The sequence below is a fragment of the Hymenobacter sp. genome (assembly GCF_036388155.1).
Lineage (GTDB): Bacteria > Bacteroidota > Bacteroidia > Cytophagales > Hymenobacteraceae > Hymenobacter.
Window position 1 is genome coordinate 41,013 of record NZ_DASVSI010000065.1, and the last position, 15,542, is coordinate 56,554.

Annotated in this window: 9 protein-coding genes; 3 read left to right on the forward strand and 6 right to left on the reverse strand. The window is 61.6% G+C overall.

What is annotated here, in order from left to right; translation table 11 throughout:
* Positions 1-54 precede the first annotated feature (54 nt).
* Both VF629_RS09150 and VF629_RS09155 read right to left on the reverse strand, forming a co-directional pair.
* Positions 55-1,110 carry an SGNH/GDSL hydrolase family protein gene (locus VF629_RS09150; protein ID WP_331058168.1) on the reverse strand — a complete coding sequence of 352 codons (1,056 nt, stop codon included), beginning with the start codon at positions 1,108-1,110 and terminating at the stop codon, positions 55-57.
* Between the two features lie 24 nt (positions 1,111-1,134).
* On the reverse strand, positions 1,135-2,601 hold the full coding sequence (locus VF629_RS09155) for a sialate O-acetylesterase (RefSeq protein WP_331058169.1): 1,467 nt from the start codon (positions 2,599-2,601) through the stop codon (positions 1,135-1,137).
* 862 nt (positions 2,602-3,463) lie between these two features.
* Here VF629_RS09155 and VF629_RS09160 point away from each other — a divergent pair.
* The 3 genes from VF629_RS09160 (at position 3,464) to VF629_RS09170 (ending at position 9,393) form a co-directional block, all read left to right on the forward strand.
* Positions 3,464-5,884, forward strand: coding sequence for a beta-glucosidase family protein (locus tag VF629_RS09160; RefSeq protein WP_331058170.1), 2,421 nt, complete (start codon positions 3,464-3,466; stop codon positions 5,882-5,884).
* 57 nt (positions 5,885-5,941) lie between these two features.
* Positions 5,942-7,285 carry a sugar MFS transporter gene (locus VF629_RS09165; RefSeq protein ID WP_331058171.1) on the forward strand — a complete coding sequence of 448 codons (1,344 nt, stop codon included), beginning with the start codon at positions 5,942-5,944 and terminating at the stop codon, positions 7,283-7,285.
* Positions 7,286-7,401: 116 nt separating this feature from the next.
* Positions 7,402-9,393 carry a hypothetical protein gene (locus VF629_RS09170; RefSeq protein WP_331058172.1) on the forward strand — a complete coding sequence of 664 codons (1,992 nt, stop codon included), beginning with the start codon at positions 7,402-7,404 and terminating at the stop codon, positions 9,391-9,393.
* 257 nt (positions 9,394-9,650) lie between these two features.
* Here VF629_RS09170 and VF629_RS09175 read toward each other — a convergent pair whose 3' ends face one another.
* The 4 genes from VF629_RS09175 to VF629_RS09190 all read right to left on the reverse strand — a co-directional run bounded on the left by VF629_RS09175 (position 9,651) and on the right by VF629_RS09190 (position 15,538).
* The gene (locus VF629_RS09175) at positions 9,651-11,207 is read right to left on the reverse strand and encodes a rhamnogalacturonidase (RefSeq protein ID WP_331058173.1); all 1,557 of its coding nucleotides are present in this window, start codon (positions 11,205-11,207) and stop codon (positions 9,651-9,653) included.
* A gap of 75 nt (positions 11,208-11,282) precedes the next feature.
* On the reverse strand, positions 11,283-12,512 hold the full coding sequence (locus tag VF629_RS09180; protein WP_331058174.1) for a glycoside hydrolase family 27 protein: 1,230 nt from the start codon (positions 12,510-12,512) through the stop codon (positions 11,283-11,285).
* 130 nt (positions 12,513-12,642) lie between these two features.
* Positions 12,643-13,782, reverse strand: a complete 1,140-nt coding sequence (locus tag VF629_RS09185) for a glycan-binding surface protein (protein WP_331058175.1) — start codon at positions 13,780-13,782, stop codon at positions 12,643-12,645.
* 88 nt (positions 13,783-13,870) lie between these two features.
* Complete coding sequence (locus VF629_RS09190; protein WP_331058176.1) at positions 13,871-15,538, reverse strand: RagB/SusD family nutrient uptake outer membrane protein; 1,668 nt, start codon at positions 15,536-15,538, stop codon at positions 13,871-13,873.
* Between the last annotated feature and the right edge of the window lie 4 nt (positions 15,539-15,542).

Consider the following 15,542-nt stretch of genomic DNA (forward strand, 5'->3'; position numbering starts at 1 on the left):
CTGGGGTTCCATAACGGATGTTTTCGGGGGTAAAAGGTAGGGCAAGCGCCCTGTTTACCAGCGGGTAATGGACTGCACATAAGCCGCCAGCTCCTTGGCAATGAGCTGGTGTTCGGCCAGGCTGGGGTGGCTGTCGCAGCCGGCAGTATAGCGGTTGGCGAAGAAGAAGCTGTGCACTTTTTTATCGCCCTGCGCCGTGGCGGTCCGCACGATGCTGGTGAGGTAATTTTTCAGCGCGGCCGTGAGCTTGGCGTCGCCCATGGGGCTGGTCAGGCACACTATTTCGGCCTTGGGGTAATGCCCCCGCAAGGTTTTCAGGAACTGCCCGTAGTTGCGGCAGAAAGCGACCGAATCCTGAATGCCGTCGTTTTGGCCCAGGCACACGGTCACCACGTCGGGCTGGTACTGCTGGAAATTCCAGGCAATCTTATTTTCCCGCAAACTCACCTTGTCGAATACCTGCGGCATTACCACGTCCATATTACAGCAGCTGTGCATCAAGCCAATGCCGGACACGGCGGTGAGGGACCACTGCGCATTCAGGGCGCGGGCCACCGTGGGGCCGTAGGCCAGGTAGGCGTTGTGCTGGTCGTGCCACACGCCTTTGCCGCAGGGGATTTCCGACTGGTCGCTGCCCGTGCCGCAGGTAATGGAGTTGCCGATGAACTCGATTTTGCGACGGGGCAGCGGGGCCGGTGCCAGCAGCTGCCGGCACTTGACGCCCACAAATTCCAGGTAGCCGATGTTCGATTCTGTGTTCTTGCAAATAACCAGCGTGTGCTCGGCATCGGCCAGGCCGGTAAGGGGCAGCACGTTGGTTTTGTCCTTCAGTTGCAGCCGGCGCGGCTTGCCATCCACCACGACTTCGAGGTAGTTGTGGTTCTTGCCGTACAGCACCTCATCGTTGATACTCACCTCGCAGGACGGCCCCCGAAAACGCAGCGTGACGTACACGCCCGGCGGCCAGAACCGGGGTTTCTTGGCATCCGAAAAGTCGATGCGGCCCACGTACTGAATGCGCTTGTCGTCAGCCGGATAGAAGATATCATCGGCCCGGCAAAAGGCCGGGAGGGTGCACGACAACAGGAGCGCGAGAAATAGGTTTTTCATCAAGTCGAGGGGGCGGCCGGCGGCCTACCACGTATCGGTGCGGAAGGGCGCGGCCGGCAGGCCCTCCCGGTTATAGAGGTTGCCGTTGGGGTTGTCGGCCCAGTCGTAGCGCACGGCCACCGGGGCTGCTACTTGGGGGCTGTTGAGCACCAGCGTATTGCCTTGCAGCTTGCCTTCGGCCCAATAAAACAGCTTGTCGGCCCCAGCCACGGCAAAGCCGCGCACGCCGCCGGGCTTGGCCGCAGCGCCGCTTTCTCCCCGCAGCTGCAAGCCCGCGCCCGCGGGTTCAAATTCCAGCCGCACGGCACTCCCCTGCACGCTCATCTTTTTCAAGGCTGGCCCTTTCGCTACCACCTGTTTATCGCCGTACGCCACGGAGCGCGCCACCAGCGCCAGCCGATGCCCCACGTCCTGCTTGTTGGCGGGGTGAATGTCGGCGGCATCGCCCAGGTCAATGGCCACGGCCATGCCCGTGCGGGGCAGTGCCAGCGCGGCGGTCTGGGCTTCGCGCAGCCGGGCCCAGTCCGAGTCGGTGGGTTGGGCGTGGGCGGGCTGCCAGTTGGCCAGCTGGACGAACAAGAAGGGCAACTGCTGGCCCCAGCGCTGCCGCCAGTCCTGAATCAGGGCCGGAAACAGGGTGCGGTACTGCGCCGCTCGCCCCACGTTGCTCTCGCCCTGGTACCAGATAATGCCCTTGAGGGTGTACGGAATCAGGGGAGCAATCATGCCATTGAACAAGGCGCTGGGCGTGTTCTGGGGGTCCTTTTCGGGCAAAGCTGGCGCTGGCGTGGCTTGCAGCGCCGCTACTTTCTCGCGGAAATCGGGTTGTTGCAGTAGGGTGCTCCCGCCTACCCAGGCCTCGGCTGGCGTGCCGCCCCAGGGGCTGCTGATGATGCCAATCGGGACGCGGTAGCGCTGGTGCAGGTCGCGGGCGAAGAAGTAGGCCACGGCCGAAAAGCCGGCCGCCGTTTCGGGGGTGCACACCCGCCAGTTGTAGCCCTCCATGGTGGCTTGGGGCTGCGCGGCGGGCTGCTTTTTGACGGTGAACTGCCGGATTTGCGGGAAATTGGCCTGCGCCACTTCCTGCTCCGCGTTTTTTATTAGTGGGTAGGCCCCGGGCTTGGGGGCATTGGGGTCACGCAGCGGCAGCTCCATGTTCGACTGGCCCGACGCCAGCCACACATCACCCACCAGAATGTCATTGATGGTAAGCGTGTTGCTTCCCGCAATGGTCATCACAAACGGCCCGCCGCTGCTGGTTGCCGGCAGCGTGGCCTGCCACCGGCCGTTTGCGGGGGTCACCACCGAAACCTTTTGCTGCCGAAAATCGACGGTAATTTTTTCGCCCGGTTCGGCCCAACCCCAGATGGCTAGCGGCTGGTCGCGTTGCAGCACCATGTGGTCGCCCACCAGAGCGGGCACGCGCACGGCGGCCGTGGCCGCAACTGGGGTCAGCCCCAAAGAAAGCGCAAGCAAGTGTTTTACACGCATGAAGAATGGCAGAAACATGGCCGTAACCGCCGCAAAACGTCCGCCTGGCGCAGCGCCTACTTAGCCGGCGCGCTGATAAACAAACGTTTGCAGATGAGTAAGGTAGGCAGATTGGTAAAGGAGAAAGCTTGTCGCTTTAGGCTTGGGCCGCCGGCAAATTGAAGCTTCTTTTCTTAAGCAGAGATTCTTGTATTCTTGGCCTTGCTAATTGAATCAACCAAGGCAGAGCAACTTGCTAAAACGTATTTGCAAGCTAAATATGCGGCTTTTTTTCTAAACAGCACCCGCTCCCGTGTTTTTGTTGACTGTGCTGGGAGGCCCCCGAACCTTTAACCGAACTATTCAAGTGCTTCTGGGGGCCATGGTCCCTAAGTAGGCCTACAATGAATTCAGCGGCAAAATCACTTTTAGCCGCCTGCCATTCGCTCACACGGCTTGTACATGTGCCGCAGAATTTTATCTGAGGCTGCGCTGCGGCAACGAGCATTTGACAACGTTCAGCGGACCTTTAGCTAAATACAGCGCGAACAACGTCAACATTCTATCTTTGAAAACTCTCATCGAAAGGACGCCCCTGCGCAACTCAAGTCGCGCTTGTAACCGAAAATAATGTATCCGCAAACGTTTGTAAATGCTAAAACCTTTTAGCTTTGCGATGCGCTCTTTTGCCGGCACCTCCGGTGGTCTTACCACGGACTTAGGTGGCTGCGGTAGCTGCGCGGCCCGACAGGTGCATCCACTCTCACGCTTTTACTGAGAAGATGGAAAGCCCTACCGTGAGATGCTGCCCAACTGCGCAGGCAGCCAATGTGGTCCACTCCACGGTTGACGTTTTCTACTCTCGCTTTTCCGCCCTTTGCCCATGTTTGCCTTTCCCAGTTTCGAGAGAAAATCACCCAAAAAAGTAGCCCTGCCGCTGATGCTCGGGGCCGTGCTGCTGGCTGGCGCCTGCCAGCGGGCCGGCGTGGCCACTGCGCCCGCTACCGCCCTTCCCGCAAGCAGCGCAGCAACTCCGGTGGCTGCGCCGCAATGGAGCCCGCGCGTGGCCGCCCTGCTCCAGCAAATGACCCTGGAGGAGAAAATTGGGCAGATGACCCAGCTCACCAACGCCACCATCAACCACACGGGCGAGCAGAAAGACGTGACGCTGGACTCGGCCAAGCTGGTGCCGTTCATCCGGGATTTCCACGTGGGCTCGTTCCTGAACGGCGAGGCCGTGCCGCCGGCGCAGTGGGTAAAATACCTCTCGGCCTTGCAGCGCATTGCCATGCGGGAGTCGCGGCTGCACATCCCCATCATTTATGGCGTCGACCACATGCACGGAGCCAGCTACGTGTCGGGGTCGGCTATTTTTCCGCACAATTTGAACCTGGGCGCCACTTTCAACCCCGTGTTTGCGCAGCAGGAGGCCCGCGCCACGGTCATGGAGTCGGCCGACCTGGGGCACCGCTGGGTGTTTGCGCCGGTGCTGGATTTGGGGGTGAATGTGTACTGGCCGCGCCTCTACGAAACCTACGGCGAGGACCCGCACGTGGCCTCCGTGATGGGCGCCGCCTACGTGAAGGAGCTTCAGGAAAACAAGGACATTTTGCCCGAAAAAGTCGCGGCCTGCGGCAAGCACTTTCTGGGCTACTCGGACCCGCGCAACGGCTGGGACCGCACCAACGCCCTGATTCCCGACCAGCGCTTGCAGGAGTTTTTCCGGCCCTCGTTCCAGGCGGCCATCGACGCGGGCCTGAAGTCCATCATGATTAACTCGGGCGAAGTCAACGGCGAGCCGGTGCATTCGTCGAAGGCCATTCTCACCGATTTGCTGCGCCGCCAAATGGGCTTCAAGGGCGTGGCCGTGACCGACTGGCAGGACATCATCCGGCTGGTGACGATTCAGAAAACCGCCGCCAACGAGAAGGAAGCCACGTTTATGTGCATCGACGCGGGCGTGGACATGGCCATGACGCCGTACAACACCAACTTCTGCCGCATTGTGAAGGAGCTGGTGCAGGAAGGCCGCCTCACGCAGGAGCGCATCAATCTCTCGGCCGGCCGGGTGCTGCAGATGAAGGATGAAATCGGCTTGTTCGACCACCCCATGCCCCGCGCCGACCGTTTCAACCGCATCGGCGACCCCGCGCTGAAGCTGCAGTCGCTGGAAGCCGCCCGGGAGTCGGTGGTCCTGCTGAAGAATGAGAAGAACGCGCTGCCCCTGGCCCCCGCCCGCGTGAAGCGCCTGCTGGTGGTGGGCCCGTCGGCCGACTCGCGCGCCAACCTTGCCGGCGGCTGGACCCTGGCCTGGCAGGGCCGCGCCGAAGAAGCTTACCCGAAAGAGGTACTGACGATTTACATGGCCCTTAAAAAGGAATTCCCAAACGCGCAGGTAGAAACCGTGCCCTACCAAACTGCCGCGGGCAAAGCGGCGTTGCCCAACGTACTGGCCGCCGCCCGCCGGGCCGACGCCGTGGTGCTGGCGCTGGGGGAGCGGCCCTACACCGAAGGCATTGGCAACACCAGCGACCTCACCCTGCCCGACGACCAGCTGCAGCTGGTGCGCACGGCGCAAAGTGCCGGCAAGCCCACGGTGCTCGTCATGGTGGGGGGCCGCCCCAACATCATCCGGGCGGTGGGCGGTCAATCAACGGCCATTCTCTGGGCCGGCCTGCCCGGCTTCGGCGGCGGGCAAGCGGTGGCCGAAATCATCAGCGGGAAGACCAACCCCAGCGGCAAGCTGCCCTTCACCTATCCGCAGTTTGCGGGCCACATCTCCAACTACCACCACGACAACAACGAAAACAGCTTGGAGCTGAGTGACTTTGGGGCGGGGTTTGAAAAGCGCGGCCCGAAGTACCAGGCGGCCATGCTCACGGAGTTTGGCGAGGGGCTGAGCTACAGCAGCTTCCGCTACGACAACCTGCAAATTTCTGACTCGGTTATCAGCAGCACTGGCACGGTGCGCGCCACGGTGCGCGTAACCAACACCAGCCCGCGCGCCGGCAAAGAGGCCGTGCTCTGGTTCCTGACCGATGAGGTGGGCCGCATTACGCGCCCCGTCCGCCTGCTCAAGCATTTCGAGAAGCAGACCTTTCAGCCCGGCGAAACCCGCGAGTTGACCTTCAACATCCAGCCGCGCCCGCACCTCAGCTACCCCGGCCCCGACGGCCAGGCGCGGCTCGAGGACGGCTACTTCACCTTGCGCGTGGGCACGCAGACCAAGCGGTTCCGCTACGCGGGTGGCGCAGCGGCCTCCAACGCTGCTTCCGCGGCTCCCTCCGGCTCGGGCGGGCGTTAAGCCGCCCACCAACCCAGCACTAAATAGCTCCTTCACCTCCCATCCCTGCTTAACCCCATGGCGTCCATCTCCCCTATTTTGGCCAATTCGCCCGCTGCGGCGGACACTGGTACGCAGCCGCGCTACACTACGGCGCTGAGCGCCGTCACCACGCTGTTTTTTCTGTGGGGCTTCATTACTTGTCTGAACGACATCCTGATTCCCTACCTCAAGGCTATTTTTCAGCTGAGCTTCGCGGAGGCCAACCTAATTAACCTGTGTTTTTTTGGGGCGTATTTTCTGGTCAGCATCCCGGCGGGCAAGCTGGTGGCGCGGGTGGGTTACAAGCGCGGCATGCTCATTGGGTTTGCGGTGGCGGCGCTGGGGGCTTACCTGTTTTACCCGGCCGCAGCGCAGCGGGTGTACGGGCTGTTTCTGGGGGCGCTGTTCGTGTTGGCTTCGGGCATCACCATCCTGCAGGTAGCCGCCAACCCCTACGTAGCCATCCTGGGGCCGGCCAAGTCGGCCTCGGCCCGCCTCACCCTCACGCAGGCGTTCAATTCGCTGGGCACCTTCCTGGCGCCGTTGCTGGGCAGCGCCCTCATCCTGAGCAACCTGCCCAAGCTGAACACCGCCGCCAGCGCCGCGACAATCGACGTGACGGCCGTGCAGATTCCGTACCTGGTGATTGGCACCGCGCTGCTGCTTATCAGCCTGATGCTCAGCCGGGTCAACCTCCCGCAGATTGTGCCCGCTACCGAAGCCGTAAGCGCGGTGGACGACCGTTCGACGCGGGCCTGGCACTACCGGCACCTGGTGCTGGGCGTGGTGGGTATTTTCGCCTACGTGGGCGCGGAGGTGGCTATTGGCTCGCACATCGTCAGCTACTTAAGTTTGAGCAGCGTGATGTCAGATATTCTGATTTATGTCAGAAACTTGGCCGCAAACTTAGGCTTGCAAAGATTCATCAATCCGCAAAATACGGAGGAAGCAGCGGGCATCATGGTTTCCTTTTATTGGGGCGCCGCAATGGTTGGTCGTTTTGCCGGCGCTTATCTGCTTCGCAAGTTTTCGCCCGCCAAGCTATTGGCTTTCAATGCCGTAAGCGCCGCCGTCTTGATTCTTATTTCGATTAATACTACGGGCGTTATCGCCATGTGGAGCCTGCTGGCCGTGGGCCTGATGAACTCCATCATGTGGCCCGTGATTTTCCCGCTGGCCCTCTCGGGGCTGGGGCGGCATACCGAGGAAGGCTCGGGCCTGCTGTGCACCGCCGTGGTGGGCGGCGCCCTGGTGCCCATGCTGTTTGGCGTGGTGGCCGACCACAGCGGCCTGCGCCTGGCGCTGTTGCTGCCCGTGCTGTGCTACCTCTACATTGTGTGGTACGGCCTGCGCGGCAGCCGCCATACCGCCGCCGCTTAGCTACGGCATCGTTGCCGAAATCTAGTAGCGCACCCACGCCGGCCGAGGACGCCACTGTTTGTGTGCACGAAGATTTTGGCCGTTAACCTTGACTGCCCGATTCTTTCTCTGCTTTTATGAAACAACAACCTACCGGCCCGCGCCCCTGGCGGCAGTGGCTGGCCGCTACGGGCTTGGCATTGGGCGCTGCGCTGCCCCAGGCCCACGCCCAAGCCATGCTAGAGCCCTGGGGCAATCTGTCCGGCATCCGCGTGCAGGGCCAATTGCTGGAATTTGAAACCAGCCTGCGCACGGTGGGCCTGAACGGCGCCCGCGGCGCTGCCACCGGCAAGGAGCGCCAACGGCCCAAGTACTTCCGCCAGAACGGCCAGCAAGTCGTGACGACAAGGGTCGACAGCGTAGCCTTCACGGAAACGGTAACCGACCTGAAGACCGGCCAAGCCACGGTAGCGGTTTCGCTGGAGGCGCTGGCCAACCGGGCCTTACAAGGCACCTACTTTACCCTGGCCGTGCCCCGCGACCTGTACGCGGCCGGCACCGTAGAATTTCTGGACGCGGCGGGGGCGGTGGTGGCCCGGCAGGCATTGAGCAGCCCACCGCCGGCCGACCCGGTGTCGGCCAGTCGGGTGCGGCTGACTTCGGCCACGCGCCAGGTCGAAATTGCTCTGCCGGAGCCTGCGCCAGTGCAGCTACGGCCAACTGCGGCCGACAGCAAAGCCTTCCAGCTCAACCTGCCCATTCAGCCAGGAAGCCTGCGCAAGGGCCAGACCGCCACGAAAACCTATACTCTAACCGCTACCGGCGAAATCGACCGTGCACCCGTGCAGCTCACGGTGAACCCCGCACAGCCGGGCCGGCCGTGGGATGGGTTCGGCGGCAATTTCCGGCTGCAGAACCCCAGGCACGACCCGCAGGTGATTGACTATTCGCTTAATAACCTGCGCGTGGCCTGGGGCCGCGCCGAGATGCCCTGGCACCTGTGGCAGCCGGAAGTTGCCACTGACCCCACGGCGGCCGCCAAGCAAGGCCAGCTGCATCCGCACGTGAAGGAGTCGATGGAAATGGCGCAGCGCCTGGGCAAATTGGGCATGCCGGTTATCGTGTCAGCGTGGTCGGCGCCGGCCTGGGCCATTGTGGGCAAACGGGCATCGGGCGGTGGGCCGGGCCCGGACGGCGTGTGGGGCAACCCGCTAAATCCGGCCGCCACGGCCGCCAGCTACAAGTCCATTGCCGACTACCTCGTGTACTTGAAGGAGCAGTATGGAGTGGAAGCGGCGATGTTTTCCTTCAACGAGTCCGACCTCGGCATCAACGTCCGTCAGACCGGCCAGGAACACGCCGACCTCATCAAAGGGCTGGGGGCCTATTTTGCCTCGCGCGGCTTGAAAACGAAGCTGTTGCTCGGCGATAACTCCGACGCCACCACTTACCAGTTCATCTACCCCGCCATGCAGGACGCCGCCGCCAAGCCCTACATCGGCGCGGTGTCGTTCCACTCCTGGCGGGGCTGGGATGCCGAAACCCTACAGAAATGGGCCGATGCGGCCACCCAGCTGCAACTCCCTTTGCTGGTGGGCGAAGGCAGCATCGACGCCCAGGCCTGGGGCTACCCGGCCGTGTTTGAAGAAGAAAGCTATGCGCTGGCCGAAATCAAGCTCTACACCCGCTTGCTCAACATTTGCCAGCCGGCGAGCATCCTGCAATGGCAGCTTACATCTGACTACTCGCCGCTGGCCGGTGGTGGCCTCTTCGGCAACAATACGCCGCTGCACCCCACCCAGCGCTTCCACAACCTGAAGCAGCTGGCGGCCACGCCCGCCGGCCTGGCCGCGCTGCCCCTCACCGTCGACCGGCCCAACGTGGTGGGCGCGGCGCTGGGCAATGCCGCGCAGGGTCAATACGCCTTCCACCTGGTGAACGACGGGGCCACTCGCCAAGCCACCATCACCGGCCTGCCACCCAAACTCCGCAAACTCTATTCCTACACCACCGACCGAAACCGAGCCGTGAAACAAGGCCGCCGTGTGAAAGTCAACCGGCAAGGCCAGGCTCGTTTTACTCTCGACGCTGGTAGCTATACCACCTTGGTGAGCGAAGAATTTAAATAAGTGCGGAGAAGAGTATAGAGAAGTCAAACGGTCCTGCTGAGCACTGACGAAGCATCTTTCCCACTTCGGCTGTCATGTTGAGCGTAGCGAAACATCTTCTCACAGCTGAGTGGATGGTTCTGGCTTGATAAGGTCCTTCGCTGCGCTCAGGATGACAGCCGGGGACGGCAGAGGCGCGCTTCGACTCCGTTCAGCAGAACGGCTTCACTGGTGTTAGCGGCTTAGTAGACTGCTTCGGGGTGCCCTTCCCAAAAAAGCTACAACGTGTGGCTGGCTGCTTTTTTTAGTTGCTGGTCTTTCAAGCCAGGGCTTTGGCGCAGTTGAAAGTCGGTTACATTTTTTAAGGTCATCGTTTGGCCGGTGGAGCTTTTCTGCGCCTGGATGTTGTAGAAGTCCGCCCGCTGCACGTCATCGAGCACAAACGCGGGGCGGGCTTCTTTGGAGAGGAAGCTCACCTCGACGCCGCTTATTTTCAGATTCCGGGCGTGGCGGATGTAGAACCCGTAGGCCGACACCGGGCCAAACATGGAAGGTTCCGGGTACTTTTTTTCGGCTTCGGGAATGGTGCGGCTGGCTTGCTCGGGGGTGCCGCCGCCCTGGTAGTACATGCGAATGTTGTCGAGCCGCACGTCGTCGACCGGGTGGCCGGGCACGCCGGCAATGATGGAGGCGTAGTCCGGGTTGGCGTTGTAGACCACCACGTTGCTGATGGAAATGCGGCGCAGCTCCCCCACGGGCACGCCTTCCGGACCGCGCATCCGGGCGCCCAGGTACAGGAAGAAGGGCGAGTTCACGATGTCGCGCATGGTAATGTTGCTGATGGCGACGTCTTCCAGCAGGCCCCCGTCCACGGTTTCCAGCGCCAGCCCGCGGCAGTAGCTGAACACGCAGTTTGAGATGGTGATGTTCTTGAAGCCCCCGTTCGACTCGGTGCCGAACTTGATGCGGCCGGTGGGGTAGCGCTTGTACTCGGCATTTTCGGAGCGCTGGTAGGTGCCGTCGAGGAAAGTGCCTTCGTCGTAGCCGCTCACTTGGCAATTGGTGATGGTCACGTTTTCGGTGGCGCGGGCTTGCCCAAGGGCGAACGTGCTTTTCAGGCAGATGCCGTCGTCGTAGGGCGAATTGACCGAGCAGTTGGAAATGCGCACGTTGCGGCAGCAGTCAATGTCCATGCCGTCGCGGTTGGTGTCAATCTTCAGGTTGTCGATGGTCAGGTTGTCGACGCCCGTGGCCAGAATCGCAAACCAGCCCCCGTGCTGCAGCGTGACGTCCCGAATAATCACGTTGCGGCACCGCAGCAGGCTAATGGCTTTATTGGCCAGTTTGGCGTCCTTCTCCCAGTCTTTCAGCAAGCCCTTGCCCCAAATCTTGCCTGGCCCCAGTATCGAGACGTCGTGCAAATCCTCGCCCCAAATCAGGCCGTCGTGCCAGTGGCTGTGCCCCGAGTCCTGGTACTTGGTGTTCACGGTGGCCTCGGCCTGGTCGTAGACCGCCGCCGCGTTTTCGGCCGTTGCAATGAGCGTAGCCCCCTGCTCAAGGTACAGAGAAATGTTGCTTTTCAACCGAACCGCCCCCGACAGGTAATTACCGGCCGGCAAGTACACCATGCCACCGCCCGCCTTGGCCGCCGCCGCAATGGCCGCATTGATGGCGGGCGAATCCAGCGCTTTGCCGTCGCCCACGGCGCCGTATTGCCGGATGTTGTACACGTTGCTGGCCGCTGCGGGTGTTTGGGCCACGCTGGAAATGGCGCCGCAGCACAACAGTGCCAGTAAGACGCGCCCAAAAAAATACGCAAGACGAAAGAAAGACATGGGAAAGGCTGTATAACAAAAGCCGCCCCCGATGCAGGAAGCGGCCTTTGCGGTGGAGTACATCGATTGGTTCACTTACTTATTTAACACCAACAGCACGGCATCGTGCGCGGGCACGGTGGCGGTAAAGGCTTTCTTGGTGGTGCCCGCGTCCTTCTTGGCCCACACGTTGCGGACCCGGTAGGTGGTCTTCGCCGCGTTGAGCTCTGTCTTGGACAGCTCGTCCACGATGGGTTTCGCTTTCCAATCGAAGGCCACGGGCTGCGGGCGCTTGCTGCGGTTGAGGAAGGTGACGGCCCATTTGCCGTCGGCCAGGGGCTTGAGCCAGGTTTCGACGCTGTCCTTCACCGCGTGCTTGAAGCCCTGCACGCCGAGGCGGTCCTGGTTCACGGCAATGGCTTCTTTGTTGGTCAGGATTTCCACCGTTTCCTTGCTCATTTTCCGCACGTCGTTGCCGGTGATGAGCGGGGCGGCAATCATGGCCCACATGGTGAAGTGGGCGCGGTCTTCGTTCGCGGGCATGCCGTTGCCGACTTCGAGCATGTCGGGGTCGTTCCAGTGGCCGGGGCCGGCGTACTGGCGCAGGCCGTCCTGCTTGTCGAGAATTTGCATCACGCCCCACGAGCGCCACGTGCCGTGTTCTTTCACGCAGTCGAAGCAGTTGTAGATGTCGCCCGTCGTGCGCCAGAGGTGGCCCACGCTTTGGCCCCAGGTCCAGGGCTTATCGTTGCCCCACTCGCAGATGCTGAGCACCACGGGCCGGCCCGCTTGGCGCAAGGCGGCGGTGATGGTCTTGTAGGCGCCCTCGGCCTTGAGGCCTTCGGTGTTGCACCAGTCGTACTTGAGGTAGTCCACGCCCCAGCTGGCGTAGGTCTGCGCGTCCTGGAACTCGTAGCCCCGGCTGCCGGGCCGGCCCCCGCAGGTTTGGGAGCCGGCGTCGGAGTACACCCCGAACTTGAGGCCTTTGGCGTGCACGTAGTCGGCCAGGGCCTTCATGCCGCTCGGGAAGCGTTTGGCGTCGGGCTGGATGAAGCCCTGCGCGTCGCGCTCGCCGTGCCAGCAGTCGTCGATGTTGATATACGTGTAGCCCGCCTCCTTCAGGCCCGAGCTCACCAGCGCGTCGGCCACCTGCTTGATGAGGGCCTCGTCCACGTTGCAGGCGAACTTGTTCCAGCTGTTCCACCCCATGGGCGGCGTCAGGGCCAGCCCTTCGTACTTCTGGTAGTTCTGCTTGTAGTTGTTGCCCTGGCCGACGGCGGGCCCGGCCGCGCCCAGGCCGAGCAAAAGAAAGAGTAGTTTTTTCATGTGTGTTGTGTGGTCCAAAAAACTAAAAAGAGAAGGAGCAGCGCCTGAACTTCAAGCCGCTGCTCCCCATTGAGTAATAAAGTAGTTAGCTCACCTCTGTTCCCTCATCACCCAATAGCTCGTTGAGGCCTTAGCCCTTGGGTACAATGCGGAAGGTGTCGAAGGAAATGTCCGCGTCGAGGGCGCCATCGCCGTGGAACAACAGCCTGAACTCGTGCTGCGTCCGGGAGGGCACCAAGCCCGTGGTCAGCAGGTCGCTCATGTTGATGCGCATCGTGCTCCATTTGCCCCGGGTGTTGATTGGCGACGTGGGCCTCCACAAGTAAGTATTGGGGGTGGTGGCGGCACCGGGGTCGCCGTCAATCGCAATTTTGATGACGTTCGTGTTGAAAGGCTTCAAGGTGTTGTACTCAAACTTCAACACGTAGTTGTTGGGGTTGTTGAGCACGTCCATCGGCAGCACGATGGTGTTGTTGGCAGTGAATTCCGTCCAGGCCCAAGCGCCAATGGCCTTGTTCACCCGCAGAAACGGACCGTCAACCGGCGCCGGCGTGGGGCCCGTGGTGATGAAATCGGTGCCTCCCCACACGCTGCCCCCCGTGGCGTAATTAAATATCACGTTGCGGTTGTCCTTGTAGCGGCCTGGCACGTTGGTTTCCACGCTGTTGGCATCCTGTATTTTCACCGTGTTGCCCGGCGTGGCCGAAGTCGGCACCACGAAGTACACCGAGTCGGCCGTGGTGCGGGTGATGGCCACGGGCGTGCCGTTCCAGAGCACCTTGCCCTTCTCGGGGGTCACGCCGTAGAGGTCGAAGTTCTGGCCCACAACGGCGGCCGTGGTGCCGGGGGCGGCGTACTCGTTGCTCAAACCCCTCACGGTGAGCGGCGGAATGGAGATGGTGTACGCTTTTTCGGCCATGCCCCCCTCCGTGGTCACGGTTATTTTGTTGGTGACGTTTTTGGGAATGGCCCGGGGAATGCGCACCGTGATTTCGGTTGGCGTCACGTACGCGTCGGCCAGCGGCGCTTCCAAATCATTGAAAACGACGCTTTGTACGCTGCAAAAATTATTGCCGCGGATGATAATCCAGTCGGCCAGGTTGCCTTTGGTCAGTACCGTATCGCGCTTTTCAGGCCGCGTCACGTCGGTGATGGAGGGCGCGCCTCCGCACAATTCTTCGGTTTCTTTTTCGCAAGCCGACAGCGCCACGCTGCCCAGCAGCAAGGCGCCAAATCCGAATTTATGTAACTGATTAGTAAGAAGGTTCATGATGCGAGTGGTTAGAGGTGGGTCTCAATGGGGTGCCTGGGCTCGCCCGCGCTGCCTTTAGCAAGCGCGGGCGAGCCGGCGAAGCAGCCTACCAGCCGGGGTTGTTGCCGGCGATGGTTTTGTTGGCGTTGAGCTCCTGCACCGGAATGGGGAAGAGCAGGTGTTTCTGCTGACGCCGCTTGATGACGTTGTTTTCATCGACTTCGATGGCGTTCATCACGGGCAGGTAAATGCCCCAGCGCAGCAAGTCCCAGCGACGGTCACCCTCCAGGGCCAGCTCGCGCCGGCGCTCTTCCAGCACAAAGGAGCGGAACTGCTGCTGGTTGAGCGTAGCCGGCACTTCGGACGCGCCGTTGCGGCGGCGCACCTTATTCACGGCTTCGCGGGCATCGGCCGTGGGGCCGCCGTTGGCCTCGTTAGCGGCTTCGGCGTAAATCAGGAGCACGTCGGGGTAGCGCAGCAGCGGGAAGTTGAAGTTGGCCCGCGTAATGGTGCGGTCGGTCACGGCTTCAAACTTGCGCAAACGCGCTGTGTGGGCGTCGTCCAGGCCGGATTGGTCGGTGGGCAGGTAGCCATACTTGGCCCGTTTGGCCACGGCTTCGGGGCTCATGTCGGTACCTCGCACCACCAGGCTGTCGCGCAAGGGGTAGTAGTGAGTCCCGCCCCACATCTTCCAGCGGTGCAGCACGCCTTCGGTGATGCGCTGGTCGTTGGGCTCGAAGAGGTTGTACCAATGATTGGACGCGGCAATCCAGCCGCCTTCTATCTCGCCGTTGGTGGTGATGCGCCCAATGCGGAACAGGGACATCTCGTTGCCGAATGCCGGGTCGTTTGAAATGGTTTGCAGCGACCAAATGTGCTCACCTTTGTTTTGGTTGGCCACCGTCCACACCTCAGCGTGCGACGGGAACAGTTGATACTCGTTGCTGCTCATTACCTCCTGGGCCTTGTCTCGGGCCAGCTTGAAGTAATCGGCCGAGTTCAACCCTTGCAATCCGGCTACCACCGTCTTGTTGTAGGTGGTAGGGGTGGGCGCCAGCACCACTTTCCGGCCGCCCACCAGGGCGAAGGGTTTGCCTCCCAGCACGGTCACCTGCCCGCTGGCCAATGAGCCCGAGGCCATGGTTACGTACACCTTGGCTAGCAAGCTGCTAGCCACCGTTTTGGTGATGCGGCCCGACTGGTACGGCCCGAGGTTGGCTTCGGCTGTTTGCAAGTCTTCTATCACACGGGCGTACACGTCTTTCAGGGGCTGGCGCGGCTGCTGCGGGTTCTCGCCGTCGGTGATGGCCTTTGTCAAAACCGGCACGTCGCCGTAGGCTCGTGCCAGCAAGAAGTAGGCCCAACCGCGCAGAAAGTACAGCTGACCCAGCGCGGCTTTCTTCGTGGCTTCGTCCATGGACATAGCCTCGATTCGCGGAATGGCGAAGTTGCAGCGGTGAATCAGGATGTAAGGTCCATTCCAAGCGTAGTTGATGCCCCAATAGCTCTGGAAGTTGCCAGCCCCTACGTCGCCGTAGGCCCAACTCGGGCCCGTGCTGTCATCAGAATCGTAATCCCACAGGTTCGGAAAGGGTCCATAGCGGAACATGGGGTCCGACACTATCGTGTTTAAGGCACCGTTGACGTAGGAGTTGGCGTCCGTAATCTGGTCGGGGCTTACGGCATCTAATGGCGTTTCGGTGAGAAAATCCTTACAAGAAGAGGTAGCGAACGAAGCAGCCACCAGCAGGGCGAAGATTTTTATCTTTTTCATATTG

Coding starts and splice junctions, on each gene's coding strand:
- VF629_RS09160 (WP_331058170.1), top strand. CDS start 3,464: ATGTTTGCCTTTCCCAGTTTCGAGAGAAAATCACCCAAAAAAGTAGCC.
- VF629_RS09170 (WP_331058172.1), top strand. CDS start 7,402: ATGAAACAACAACCTACCGGCCCGCGCCCCTGGCGGCAGTGGCTGGCC.
- VF629_RS09180 (WP_331058174.1), bottom strand. CDS start 12,512: ATGAAAAAACTACTCTTTCTTTTGCTCGGCCTGGGCGCGGCCGGGCCC.
- VF629_RS09190 (WP_331058176.1), bottom strand. CDS start 15,538: ATGAAAAAGATAAAAATCTTCGCCCTGCTGGTGGCTGCTTCGTTCGCT.
- VF629_RS09185 (WP_331058175.1), bottom strand. CDS start 13,782: ATGAACCTTCTTACTAATCAGTTACATAAATTCGGATTTGGCGCCTTG.
- VF629_RS09155 (WP_331058169.1), bottom strand. CDS start 2,601: ATGCGTGTAAAACACTTGCTTGCGCTTTCTTTGGGGCTGACCCCAGTT.
- VF629_RS09175 (WP_331058173.1), bottom strand. CDS start 11,207: ATGTCTTTCTTTCGTCTTGCGTATTTTTTTGGGCGCGTCTTACTGGCA.
- VF629_RS09150 (WP_331058168.1), bottom strand. CDS start 1,110: ATGAAAAACCTATTTCTCGCGCTCCTGTTGTCGTGCACCCTCCCGGCC.
- VF629_RS09165 (WP_331058171.1), top strand. CDS start 5,942: ATGGCGTCCATCTCCCCTATTTTGGCCAATTCGCCCGCTGCGGCGGAC.